This is a genomic window from Sphingomonas sp. (genome assembly GCF_023266535.1).
Taxonomy (GTDB): domain Bacteria; phylum Pseudomonadota; class Alphaproteobacteria; order Sphingomonadales; family Sphingomonadaceae; genus Sphingomicrobium.
Map to the genome: position 1 here is coordinate 24,586 of NZ_JAHFPY010000017.1, position 12,099 is coordinate 36,684.

Consider the following 12,099-nt stretch of genomic DNA (forward strand, 5'->3'; position numbering starts at 1 on the left):
GCATATTGTCGAGTAAGGAAGGGCCGGGCCTCGCGCTCGGCCCTTTTTACCGCCGCAACCATTCGTCAGCATTGCGAAAGCGAACTCCGTAACGCCTTACGCCGACGGCAGCGACGGGGCGTTCGGCCCCGCCGCGTCCAGGCAGGCGATCACCCGTTTTTCAGGCGGACGAGCAGTCCCGCCAGCACGATATCCGCCACATTGTCCTTCAAATCCCATGGCGGAGGCGGGGGCGGGTCGGGGTGCGGGTCCGTTGGCTCGACCGGGTCAGGCTCGACCGGCTCCAGCTCGGCGTTCCTCAGGCAGGCGGCAAAATCGAGCGCGCTGTCCCACACATTGTCGCCAAAGATAGACCCTTCGATATCCTCCAGCGTGTCGTCTTCGCTAAAGCCGCCGCTGGTGGCGCCGGGGCCAAATGCACCCTCGGCTTCCCGCACGCAGTCGATCGACGGCTGATTTTCGCCGATCATCCTGCCGACAGCGGTGAACAGGCCTTGCAGGCCATCCGCCTCGATGCCGTCCAGGATGGCGCCAACGGCCTTCCGGCGGCGTTCCTTCCTGCTGGTCGTGGTCTTTTCGAGCGTCTCAATCACCATTTCGACGTCCCTTTCCTATTGGGTCGTCCGAGGCGTTCGAGGCGGAAAAAACAAGGTTCGCCCGAGCGCCTTTGGCGACTCTACCGAGCGGCGGATTACCTAGTCCCTTTCATGGTTGCGGGCAATGAGGAGCGGTGGTGCGCGAAATTGGTGCACTGTCACCGTACTCCTGTCACCGTAATCCACCGTAATCGTCACCGTAATCGTGTCACCGTAATCAACCGTAATCACCTGTCACCGTGATCACCGTAATCCTGATTGGACGCATTCTTACGCCGTCAATTGGATCCTGTTGAGCTAAAAAAGATAGCGGAAGATCCGGTACTTTCGTCCGAGCGGGTGCTTGATGGATTATTCTACGATGGCGTGATCATCGTGGAGTCTGACGGTGACGCTATCGTTTCTTCGACGTCAAATCGAACCTGACGACCGTCATGCAACTGTTAGACAATGACGGTGATCCCCGAACCAAATTGAAGCAGACGCGAACTCAATTGAGTGCTGTTCGGGATGTCGCATCGGTGTGGCAAGATTTGAAGCGCCGTGGCCAAGACCGCCTTTCGGACCAGGGTAGGGCGCTATTTAAAGAACTTGATCAAATGCTTCGTGCGTTGGGAATATTTGCGGTCCCGGTCGGGGAACGAGAAGCTTGGCTGGGCGAAGCATTGCCCTACACCAAAAACAAGAACGCTTGGACGGCTAAGGCGCTTTCGGTACTCGCCGACCCACTCCCCAACGGACATCCTCTTACGGATTTCATAGAGCAAGTTGTTGCTCATTGCAGACCGCAATAGCCATACTTCCGCGCCATGCTCGTCCGTCCCCCGGACGGACTGCGCGTGGCACGTCCGTCAGGCCTTCGCCTCGAATTGTGGAAAGCCCTCCTACTGGTCGAGGAAAGAGCGCATTTTCCTTGAACGTGAGGGGTGCTTCAATTTGCGGAGGGCTTTGGCCTCGATCTGCCTAATCCGCTCGCGGGTCACGCTGAACTGCTGCCCGACTTCCTCCAGCGTATGATCGGTGTTCATCCCAATCCCGAAGCGCATGCGCAGCACGCGCTCCTCGCGCGGGGTGAGCGACGCCAGCACCCGCGTCACCGTTTCTTTCAAATTCGCCTGGATCGCGGCGTCGACCGGGATCACCGCATTCTTGTCCTCGATGAAGTCGCCGAGGTGTGAATCCTCCTCGTCGCCGATCGGCGTCTCCAGGCTGATCGGCTCCTTGGCGATCTTCATCACCTTGCGGACCTTCTCCAGCGGCATGGAGAGGCGCTCGGCCAGTTCCTCGGGCGTCGGCTCGCGGCCGGTCTCGTGCAGGAACTGGCGGCTGGTGCGGACCAGCTTGTTGATTGTCTCGATCATGTGCACCGGGATGCGGATGGTCCGCGCCTGGTCGGCGATCGAGCGGGTGATCGCCTGCCGGATCCACCAGGTGGCGTAGGTGCTGAACTTGTAGCCGCGGCGATACTCGAACTTGTCGACCGCCTTCATCAGGCCGATGTTGCCCTCCTGGATCAGGTCCAGGAACTGCAGGCCGCGGTTGGTGTATTTCTTGGCGATCGAGATCACCAGGCGCAGGTTCGCCTCGACCATTTCCTTCTTGGCGATGCGCGCCTCGCGCTCGCCCTTCTGGACCTGGTTGACGATGCGGCGGAACTCGCTGAGCGCCATGCCGGTCGACTGCGAAATTTCGGCGATCTCGCCGCGGATCCGCTCGACGCTGTCCTGCTCGGCGGCGGCAAAGGCCGCGAACTTCTTGTCGATGCCCTTGGCGCGATCGAGCCAGCTGTCGTCGAGCTCGCTGCCGGTATAGCTTTCCAGGAACGCCTTGCGCGGCACGCGGTGGCGCTCGGCCAGGCGCAGCATCTGACCGCCCAGCGCCATCAGCCGGCGGTTATAGCTGTACAGCTGGTCGACCAGATATTCGATCTTGGCGGCGTGGAACTGGACGCTCTCGACCTCGGCGGTGAGCTGTTCGCTGAGCTTCTGGTACTTTTTCTCGTCCGACGGGGCGAGATCCTGGCCGCTCGACAGCGCTTCCATCCGGGCGTGCTGCAGCTTGGAGAATTTCTTGTAGAGCGAGGTGATCCCGGCGAATTTCTCCAGCGCCGTCGGCTTGAGCGCTTCCTCCATCTGGGCGAGCGACAACGTATTGTCCTCGTCATCTTCCTCGACCGGCCGCTGGGTGCGCCGCTCGACCATGTCGTCCTCGTCGTCCGATGGCGCGGCTTCCGGCTCTTCCGGCTCTTCCTCTTCCTTGAACGCCGGGCCGGCGACCTTCTCGCTGATCTCGCCTTCGCCTTCGCCGCCTTCCTCGCTCTCGACCAGCTGCTCGGCGGTCGGACCTTTCGACAGCATCGCTTCCAGGTCGAGGATCTCGCGCAGCTGCATGCTGCCTTCGTTGAGCGCGTTCGACCATTCGATGATCGCGTTGAAGGTAATCGGGCTTTCGCACAGGCCCCAGATCATCGTGTCGCGGCCGGCCTCGATCCGCTTGGCGATGGCGATTTCGCCCTCGCGGGACAGCAATTCCACCGCGCCCATTTCGCGCAAATACATGCGCACCGGATCGTCGGTGCGGTCGACCGCTTCCTTCTTGGTCGCGACCGCCGGGCGCGGGGACCCTTCGTCGAGCGGGTCGACCTCGTCCTCGGGCTCGTCCTGCTGCTCGTCTTCCTCGGCCTCTTCGGCGCTCTCGACGATGTTGACGCCCATCTCGCTGATCGCGGACATGATGTCCTCGATCTGGTCGGGGCTCATCTGGTCGCTGGGGAGCGCGTCATTGAGCTCGTCGACCGTGATCACGCCCTTCTTCTTCGCCCGGGCGATCAATTTCTTGATCGCGACGTCGTTGAGGTCGATCAGCGGCGCGTCGCCGGTTTCGGTTTCGATTTCGGTGGTGTCGTTCTTCGCCATTGGGTTCGCCGCTTACTCACTGCTGGCGAGAGAAGCCAGCCTGTCGTTGTAACTCTTTTGGGCAGCCATCAGTCGCTGCTGCTCGGCATAGGCGGAATCGGAAAAATCCTGTTCCAGCCGCCGCGTCGCCTCATTCAGCGCGAGCTCGATTTCGCCCCGTGCAATGACCGCTTCCAACGCCGAGCCAAGGTCGTTCAGCGCGACCTGTGGGTTGCTCCCGGCTTGCGTAAAGGAAAACCGCATCGCACCGCGCCGAACATCCGTGCCCGCCGCTTGCCCTGCCAATATGGTTTTTAAGCCCTCGCGATCAAGATGCTGGCCCGACATGGCAATTTGCACCAGGTTGTCGCGAAGCGCCGCGCAGCCGTGGTCGGCGATCTTGAGGTGCGCCAGTTCCTCGACATGGTCGTGCAGCGCATCGGGGTAGAGGATGAAGCCCGATAGCAGCGCCCGGGCGATCGGCGGTTCGATGCCGCCGCGGTGGACGCCGCGGGTGGATTCGAGGGTCGGCGGGTTCGGCGGTACGAATTTTCCGCCGCGTTTCTGCCATTCCCGCTTGGGATAGAGGCTGCGCACTTGCTCCCGCTGCGGCCGGACCAGCGCGTCGAACTTCCGCAGCCATTCTTCCTTGTACAGCTGCCGCACCGACGGGTCGCCGATCGCCTGGCTGTGCTCTATCAGCCGCTGCTTGAGGCCGGCGCGGGCCTCGGGCGTATCGAGCGGGGCCGCTTCCACCTCGTAGCGCCACAGCCGCTCGACCAGCGGCTCCGGCGCGGCCAGCAGCGCCTCGACCGCTTCCTTGCCTCCGCTGCGCACCAGATCGTCGGGGTCCTGGCCGGCCGGCAGCGCCACGAACCGCAGCGTCCGCTCGGGGGCCAGATGGGGCAGGGCGCGCATCGCCGCCCGCACCGCCGCCTTCTGCCCCGCCGCGTCCCCGTCGAAGCAGCAGATCGGCTGTCCGTCGAGCCGCCACATCCGTTCCAGCTGCGTTTCGGTCACCGCAGTGCCGTTTGGAGCCACGCTTTCGGCGATTCCGGCGCGATCCAGCGCGATAACGTCCATATAACCTTCGACCACGATCAATCTTCGCGCCTGCCGGCTGGCTGGTCCCGCGCGGTCGATGTTGTACAGCGTGCGCCCCTTGTCGAAGAGGATAGTCTCCGGACTATTCAGATACTTGGGCTCCCCCGCGCCCAGGATTCTTCCCCCAAAGCCGATCACTCTTCCACGCTGGTCCTTGATCGGGATCATCACCCGCCCGCGAAACCGGTCGTAGCTCTCCTTTTCCTCAGTCTTGATGATAAGTCCGCAGTCGATGAGCTTGTCTTCGCCCAGTTTTTTGAGCGCTGCCTTGAGCTTCCCCCTGGCGTCCGGCGCATAGCCGATTCCGAACCTTTGGGTCATCGAAGGTGTAATCCCGCGGCCCTCTAGGTATGCCCTGGCCTCACCACCCTCGACCCCGTTCAGCTGGTCGGCGAACCACTTCTGAGCTTCGGCCATCACCTCGTGCAGCCCGACCGCGCGGTCTTGCCGCTCCTTCTCCTTCGGATCCATCGCCGGGACTTCCATCCCCGCCTTGCCGGCCAGCTCCTTGACCGCATCCATGAATTGCAGCCCGCGATGGTCGGTGAGGAAGCGGATCGCGTCGCCATGCGCCCCGCAGCCGAAGCAATGGTAGAATCCCTTCTCGTCGTTGATGGTGAAGCTCGGCGTCTTCTCGTTATGGAAGGGGCAGCAGGCCTTGAACTCGCGCCCGGCCTTGATCAGCTTGACCGACGGCCCGATCACCGCGGACAGCGTCGTCCGCGCTCTCAATTCATCCAGCCAGGCGGGGGAAAGCGTCACCGCCAAGCGATAGAGCGACAGGCGGGACGGCTCAACCGAGTCGTTGCTTTCACCCCATTGTCGCCGTGTGAAAATTTAACGCGCGGCCCAGCGCTTTGATTTGAAACGATTCATTTCGACTATGAATGGAGTTAATTGCAGGTAACCTGTCCCGGTTCCGAAACGAGGTGGCGCAAGACCGTCCGGGCGGAATCAAATGGGAGGGGAATAGATCATGAATAAATTGTCCGGGCTCGGCAGAGCGCTGGGAATCCTGCTTGCCATTGTGGCAGGCTTCGTCGCCATACCGGGCGGTCTCAACGTCGCGTTGGTGCTCGTGGTCCTCGGCCTCATCGCCGGTCTCACGACTCCAGATGACCGCTTCGTCACCGTCCTGCTGTACGTCGCGGTGCTGCCGCTCGTCGGTACGGCGCTGGGCAACATCCCGGCAGTGGGAACGCAGTTGAGCGCGGTCATGGGCGGGCTTGCCCTGCTGGCCGCTGGCGCAGCCGCCACGGGCGTTGCCACCAGGCTCTACAAGATTGTGATGGATGACGTGAAGGGGCTGAGCAAATAGCCGCTTGATCCATCGCCTAAATTGAAGAGGGGGTGCCGGCTGATCCGGCGCCCCTTTTTCTTGGGCTCAGGCGAGTGCGGCCCTGACCAGCGCGCTGGCGCGGGCCGGCTCGATCTGGGTGCCGAGCCGGACCTTTACCTCGGTCATGACCTTGCCCATGTCCTTCATCGACGAGGCGCCGGTGTCGGCGATGATCGACTGGATCGCAGCCTCGGCTTCGGCTTCGCTCAATTGCGCCGGCAGGAAGCGCTCGATCACCAGGATCTCCGCCTCTTCCCTGGCCGCCAGCTCCTCGCGGTTGCCCTTGCGATAAAGCTCGACCGATTCGCGCCGCTGCTTGATCATTTTCTGCAGCACTTCGGTGACCAGCTGGGCGTCGTCCGGCTGCTGCGACGCCGTGCGCAGCTCGATGTCACGGTTCTTGATCGCCGACTGGATCAGCCGGATCGTCGCCGTGCCTTCCTTGTCGCCGCCCTTCATCGCGCCAATCAGCGCAGCCTTGATCTCGTCGCGAATCATCCGCTCACCCATTTTGCTTCATCGGAAAGGACCAGTCCTAACGGCGAATTGGCGGGTTTCACAGCGTTGACGTGCAGCGCTTTCCCGCGTAGCGGCCATGGCTTAGCGAAATCGCCGCAAAACTTTAGACGGAAGGCTCCTCCCGCCGATGGCCGATGCACGCCATGTCCCTTTGGCCGAGCGCACCCCACAACCCGAGGGAGCGACGGGAGTCATTGTTTTTGCCGACGGCCGGACGATCTGGGGCAGGGGCTTTGGCGCCGAGGGCCAGATGGTTGGAGAGCTTTGCTTCCACACGGCGATGACCGGGTATCAGGAAATCATGACCGATCCGTCGTTCGCGCGGCAGATCATCGCCTTCACCTTCCCGCATATCGGCAATGTCGGCGCCAATGAAGAGGATGTCGAGGCGGGCGAAGCGCATGCGCTGGGATGCCTGGTGCGCGAGGCGGTGACGTCGCCATCGAATTTCCGCTCCACCCAAGACTTCCCGACCTGGATGGCTGCCACGGGCCGTATCGGCATTTCGGGCGTCGACACGCGGGCGCTGACCCGGCTGGTCCGCCGCGAGGGGCCGCCGACCATCGCCATTTCCCATAACGCCAAGGGCCAGTTCGACCTCGACGCCCTGCAGCAGATGGCGGCGGAATGGCCGGGCCTCGAGGGCATGGACCTGGCCAGGGAGGTCAGCCGCGACCAGCTGGAGGCGTGGAGCGGCGGCAAATGGGAACTGGGCGAGGGCTATGCGCTCGGCGGCAACGACATGTCGCAGCCGCATGTCGTGGCGATCGACTATGGCGCCAAGCGCAACATCTTCCGCAACCTGGTCGAGGCAGGGGCGCGGGTGACGGTGCTACCGGCGACCGCTTCGTTCGACGAGGTGATGAGCCACAAGCCCGACGGCTTTTTCCTGTCGAACGGCCCGGGCGACCCGGCGGCGACTGGCGAATATGCCGTGCCGGTGATCCAGGCGATGCTGGACAGCAAGAAGCCGCTGTTCGGCATCTGTCTCGGCCACCAGATGCTGGCGCTGGCCGTCGGCGGCAAGACCGCCAAGATGTTCCAGGGCCACCGCGGCGCCAATCATCCGGTCAAGCGGCTGGAGGACGGGCAGGTCGAGATCACCAGCATGAACCATGGCTTCGCGGTCGAGCGCGCCGGCCTGCCGCCACACGTCCGCGAAACCCATGTCAGCCTGTTCGACGACAGCAATTGCGGGATCGAGCTGACCGACCGTCCGGCGTTCAGCGTCCAGTACCACCCCGAGGCCTCGCCCGGCCCGCAGGACAGCTTCTACCTGTTCGAGAAGTTCGTGGGGATGATGCGGTGAGCTACGTTGCGAAGACGGCAGGCTTCGGCGCATCAATTCTTCGAGGATTGGCAATTCTGCTTGCCTTCATTGCCTGCCTGTACGTCGCATTACTGGCCTACCTATGGTTCATCAGCCGTCCAAATCATTATGTGATGTACTCTAGTGAACCTCTGTCTGAGGCGGATCGTCAGAATCAAAAAGCGGCGCTCGATCTATTCCAACGGCATGGAGCTTGCGAGCATTTCGGCAAGGCCGGCGAATGGAAGGGCCGACCATCGCTGGCATTCACCGTAAGCCCCGAATTCGAGCAGGACGACATTGGCTGCATCCGTGCACGGGCACCAAGAGGCTTTCAGCTTGAAAAGCAGGGGTGGCTCTCGTGACCCACAGTCGCTTTGGGTGGCTCGCCGTAGCGGTAGCTGGACTGGCTCTCTCCGCCTGTGCAACGCCGCGGATGCATACGGTGGACGAGCTCAACAGCGCCTCGCTGGCCTGCGGGCTCACCTATGGCGAGCTGATCCAGGATGAAGAGGCCAAGAAGCTGCTGATCCTGTTTCGGACCAAGCCGACCCCCGAGCACCGCCACTGCGTCCATCAATATGCCCGCCGCAACCACCTCAAGATGGTGGTGCTTGATTCTGTCCAATTCCCCGAGGAGGCGAATTGATGGCCGACAATGACTGGCAGCAGCAGGTGTTGATGAACGAAGCGGTGTTTTCGGCGCTGACCTCCAACGGCGAGGATCTGTCGGACGGGCGCCATGTCATCCATTATTTCTACGATGGCGACGTCAACGGATTGAAAGAGGTGCTGGGCAACGACGGCTATGTCGTCAGCTCGACCCAGGCATCGCCGGGCGTGATCGCCGAAATATTCGCGGTTACCGACCGCAACTGGTCGGAAAGCGAGATGAAGAAGATGTGCGATTTGGCCAACCGGTTCGGCGCGGAATACGACGGTTGGGAAGCTTCGATGGTCCGCCAGGGAAAGCAGGACTGAGTGCCCAAGCGTACCGACATTTCATCGATCCTCATCATCGGCGCCGGCCCGATCGTTATCGGCCAGGCGGCGGAGTTCGATTATTCGGGGTCGCAGGCAGTCAAGGCGCTGAAGGCCGAGGGCTACCGCGTGATCGTCGTCAATTCCAACCCGGCGACGATCATGACCGATCCGGAGCTGGCCGATGCGACCTATATCGAGCCGATCACCGCCGAGGTGGTCGCCAAGATCATCGAGAAGGAGCGGCCCGACGCGCTGCTGCCGACGATGGGCGGGCAGACCGCGCTCAACACCGCGCTGACCCTCAACAAGACCGGCGTCCTGCAGAAATATGGCGTCAAGCTGATCGGCGCGCAGGCCGAGGCGATCGACAAGGCCGAGGACCGCGAGAAGTTCAAGGCGGCAATGGACAAGATCGGGCTGGAAAGCGCCCGATCCGGCATCGCCCATAACCTCGACGACGCGCTGAAGCTGCTCGAGGTGACCGGCCTGCCGGCGATCATCCGCCCCAGCTTCACGCTCGGCGGCACCGGCGGCGGCGTCGCCTACAACCGCGAGGAATTCGTCGAGATCGTCAAGACCGGTCTCGACGCCAGCCCGACCGACGAAGTGCTGATCGAGGAATCGCTGCTCGGCTGGAAGGAATATGAGATGGAGGTGGTCCGTGACCGCGCGGACAACGCCATCATCATCTGCTCGATCGAGAATGTCGACCCGATGGGGGTCCATACCGGCGACAGCATCACCGTCGCCCCGGCGCTGACCCTGACCGACAAGGAATATCAACGGATGCGCTCGGCCTCGATCGCCGTGCTGCGCGAGATCGGGGTCGAGACCGGCGGCTCCAACGTCCAGTTCGCGATCAACCCGGCAAACGGCCGGATGATCGTGATCGAGATGAACCCGCGCGTGTCGCGCTCCTCGGCCCTGGCGTCGAAAGCGACCGGCTTCCCGATCGCCAAGGTCGCGGCCAAGCTGGCGGTCGGCTATACGCTCGACGAGATCGCCAACGACATCACCGGCGGCGCCACCCCGGCCAGCTTCGAGCCGACCATCGATTATGTCGTGACCAAGGTGCCGCGCTTCGCCTTCGAGAAGTTCAAGGGTTCGAACCCGATGCTGTCGACGGCGATGAAGTCGGTCGGCGAGGCAATGGCGATCGGCCGCAGCTTCGCCGAGAGCCTGCAGAAGGCGCTGCGGAGCATGGAGACCGGCCTCAACGGACTCGACCGGGTTCGCGAGCTCGAGACCGCGCCCGAAGCGGAGATCGAGAACCGGTTGCGAAAACCGACGCCCGACCGCCTGCTGGTCGCGGCAGAGGCGCTGCGTCACGGTTTCACCGTCCAGCGGATCCATGAGGTCAGCGGCTTCGACCCCTGGTTCATCGAGCGGCTGGCGGAGATCGTCCAGGCCGAGGAGCAGGTCCGCGACGAAGGATTGCCGCAGGATGCCGCGGGCATGCGGCGGCTGAAGGCGATGGGCTTTTCCGACAAGCGCCTGGCCCAGCTGGCGCTTCGTTCGGCCCATGTCGAACGGCAGATGTCGGAGGCCGCGGCGCGCAGCGGCGGTGTGGTCCATGATGCGCTCAAGGGTCTGACCGGCGGCGTCACCGAGGCCGAAGTGCGCAATGCCAGGTTGAAGCTCGGTGTCAGGCCGGTGTTCAAGCGGATCGACAGCTGCGCGGCCGAGTTCGATGCGGCAACGCCCTATCTCTACTCGACCTACGAAGCGCCCTTGTTCGGCGAACCCGAGGACGAGGCCGAAATCAGCGACCGTCGCAAGGTCGTGATCCTCGGCGGCGGGCCCAACCGCATCGGCCAGGGCATCGAGTTCGACTATTGCTGCTGTCATGCGTCGTTCGCGCTGAAGGACGCGGGTTTTGAGACCATCATGGTCAACTGCAACCCGGAGACGGTCTCGACCGATCCGGACACCAGCGACCGACTTTATTTCGAGCCATTGACCGCGGAAGATGTGCTCGAAATCCTTCATCGCGAGGCGGAAAAGGGCAGGCTGGAGGGCGTGATCGTCCAACTGGGTGGACAAACGCCATTGAAGCTCGCTGCCGAACTGCAGGCCGATGGCATCCCGATCCTTGGCACTTCACCCGACAGCATCGACTTGGCCGAGGACCGCGAGCGCTTCGCCAAGCTGGTCGACAAGCTCGGCCTCAAGCAGCCGGCCAATGGCCTAGCCCGCAGCCGCGACGAGGCGATCGCGGTGGCGGAACGCATTGGATACCCGGTGCTGCTGCGCCCCAGCTATGTGCTTGGCGGGCGGGCGATGGAGGTCGTCGACGGCCCCGAGCAACTCGACCATTATATCGCCACCGCGGTGCAGGTGTCGGGAACCTCGCCTGTGTTGATCGACCGCTACCTGCGCGACGCCATCGAGGTCGATGTCGACGCCATTTGCGACGGCAAGGATGTCGCGGTTGCCGGTATCCTCCAGCATATCGAGGAAGCAGGCGTCCACTCGGGCGACAGCGCCTGCTCGATCCCGCCCTACAGCCTGTCGGACGAGGTGATCGCCGAGATCGAACGGCAGACCGAGGCGCTGGCCCTGGCGCTCAGCGTCAAGGGGCTGATGAACGTCCAGTTCGCGGTCAAGAATGGCGAAATCTACCTGATCGAGGTCAATCCGCGCGCCAGCCGGACTGTACCGTTCGTCGCCAAGGCTATCGGCCGCCCGGTCGCCAAGATCGCGGCCCGCGTCATGGCCGGAGAAGCGCTGGGTGGCTTCGACCCGATCGACCGCGACATCGGTCACATCGCGATCAAGGAAAGCGTATTCCCGTTCGTTCGGTTCCCCGGCACCGATCCCGTGCTGTCACCAGAAATGAAGAGCACTGGCGAAGTCATGGGAATCGATAGTGATTTCGACATCGCATTCGCCAAATCCCAGATCGGCGGCGGAGTCTTCTTGCCCGACAAGGGCACCGTCTTCATTTCGGTCAAGGATACCGACAAGGATCATATCGTCCCGGCCGCTCAGAAGATGGTCGAGCTCGGTTTTCACCTGATCGCTACCGGCGGCACGGCAGCGCATCTCGAGGCGCAGGGATTGCCGGTTGAGCGCGTCAATAAGGTAGCACAGGGCCGGCCGCACATCGTCGACCGGATCGTCGACGGCGACGTCCAGCTGGTGTTCAACACCACCGAAGGCTGGCAGTCGCTGAAAGACAGCCAGGCGATCCGCGAGGCAGCGCTCAAGAACAAGGTGCCCTATTACACCACCGCCCCTGCCAGCCTGGCGACCGCACGGGCGATCGAGGCGCTGCGCGGGCACGCGCTTGAAGTAAAATCGCTCCAATCCTATTATTCCGCCTCGAAGAACTGATTTTCCCCTTAATCCGCT

General features: G+C 62.9%; 10 protein-coding genes. 6 read left to right on the plus strand and 4 right to left on the minus strand.

The genetic code is table 11. The features are described from left to right. Window positions 1-149: 149 nt before the first annotated feature. The 3 genes from Q0C64_RS04190 to dnaG form a co-directional block, all read right to left on the minus strand. Complete coding sequence (locus Q0C64_RS04190; RefSeq protein WP_294121036.1) at window positions 150-596, minus strand: hypothetical protein; 447 nt, start codon at window positions 594-596, stop codon at window positions 150-152. Between the two features lie 884 nt (window positions 597-1,480). After that, window positions 1,481-3,511, minus strand: a complete 2,031-nt coding sequence (rpoD, locus tag Q0C64_RS04195) for an RNA polymerase sigma factor RpoD (RefSeq protein ID WP_294121037.1) — start codon at window positions 3,509-3,511, stop codon at window positions 1,481-1,483. A 12-nt stretch (window positions 3,512-3,523) separates the two neighbouring features. Further along, the gene (gene dnaG / locus Q0C64_RS04200; RefSeq protein ID WP_294121038.1) at window positions 3,524-5,356 is read right to left on the minus strand and encodes a DNA primase; all 1,833 of its coding nucleotides are present in this window, start codon (window positions 5,354-5,356) and stop codon (window positions 3,524-3,526) included. Window positions 5,357-5,570: 214 nt separating this feature from the next. Between dnaG and Q0C64_RS04205 the strand changes: the two genes are divergently transcribed. After that, window positions 5,571-5,912 (plus strand): hypothetical protein, encoded by a 342-nt coding sequence (locus Q0C64_RS04205; protein WP_294121039.1) that lies wholly within the window; start codon window positions 5,571-5,573, stop codon window positions 5,910-5,912. A 66-nt stretch (window positions 5,913-5,978) separates the two neighbouring features. Here Q0C64_RS04205 and Q0C64_RS04210 read toward each other — a convergent pair whose 3' ends face one another. Then, window positions 5,979-6,431, minus strand: coding sequence for a GatB/YqeY domain-containing protein (locus tag Q0C64_RS04210; protein ID WP_294121045.1), 453 nt, complete (start codon window positions 6,429-6,431; stop codon window positions 5,979-5,981). Between the two features lie 148 nt (window positions 6,432-6,579). Here Q0C64_RS04210 and carA point away from each other — a divergent pair, with 148 nt between their 5' ends. The 5 genes from carA to carB all read left to right on the plus strand — a co-directional run bounded on the left by carA (window position 6,580) and on the right by carB (window position 12,081). Beyond that, the gene (gene carA, locus Q0C64_RS04215) at window positions 6,580-7,761 is read left to right on the plus strand and encodes a glutamine-hydrolyzing carbamoyl-phosphate synthase small subunit (RefSeq protein ID WP_294121040.1); all 1,182 of its coding nucleotides are present in this window, start codon (window positions 6,580-6,582) and stop codon (window positions 7,759-7,761) included. Continuing rightward, window positions 7,758-8,126 carry a hypothetical protein gene (locus Q0C64_RS04220; RefSeq protein ID WP_294121041.1) on the plus strand — a complete coding sequence of 123 codons (369 nt, stop codon included), beginning with the start codon at window positions 7,758-7,760 and terminating at the stop codon, window positions 8,124-8,126. Before carA ends, Q0C64_RS04220 begins: the two co-directional genes overlap by 4 nt. Before the next feature lie 71 nt (window positions 8,127-8,197). Continuing rightward, window positions 8,198-8,410 carry a hypothetical protein gene (locus tag Q0C64_RS04225; RefSeq protein ID WP_294121042.1) on the plus strand — a complete coding sequence of 71 codons (213 nt, stop codon included), beginning with the start codon at window positions 8,198-8,200 and terminating at the stop codon, window positions 8,408-8,410. Further along, on the plus strand, window positions 8,410-8,742 hold the full coding sequence (locus Q0C64_RS04230) for a ribonuclease E inhibitor RraB (protein ID WP_294121043.1): 333 nt from the start codon (window positions 8,410-8,412) through the stop codon (window positions 8,740-8,742). Before Q0C64_RS04225 ends, Q0C64_RS04230 begins: the two co-directional genes overlap by 1 nt. Continuing rightward, window positions 8,743-12,081 (plus strand): carbamoyl-phosphate synthase large subunit, encoded by a 3,339-nt coding sequence (carB, locus tag Q0C64_RS04235; protein WP_294121044.1) that lies wholly within the window; start codon window positions 8,743-8,745, stop codon window positions 12,079-12,081. Window positions 12,082-12,099: the final 18 nt, after the last annotated feature.

Bases quoted from the DNA above. Each gene is read 5' to 3' on its own strand.
- Q0C64_RS04190 (WP_294121036.1), bottom strand. From the start codon at position 596: ATGGTGATTGAGACGCTCGAAAAGACCACGACCAGCAGGAAGGAACGC.
- rpoD (WP_294121037.1), bottom strand. From the start codon at position 3,511: ATGGCGAAGAACGACACCACCGAAATCGAAACCGAAACCGGCGACGCG.
- Q0C64_RS04205 (WP_294121039.1), top strand. From the start codon at position 5,571: ATGAATAAATTGTCCGGGCTCGGCAGAGCGCTGGGAATCCTGCTTGCC.
- Q0C64_RS04210 (WP_294121045.1), bottom strand. From the start codon at position 6,431: ATGATTCGCGACGAGATCAAGGCTGCGCTGATTGGCGCGATGAAGGGC.
- carA (WP_294121040.1), top strand. From the start codon at position 6,580: ATGGCCGATGCACGCCATGTCCCTTTGGCCGAGCGCACCCCACAACCC.
- Q0C64_RS04225 (WP_294121042.1), top strand. From the start codon at position 8,198: ATGCATACGGTGGACGAGCTCAACAGCGCCTCGCTGGCCTGCGGGCTC.
- Q0C64_RS04230 (WP_294121043.1), top strand. From the start codon at position 8,410: ATGGCCGACAATGACTGGCAGCAGCAGGTGTTGATGAACGAAGCGGTG.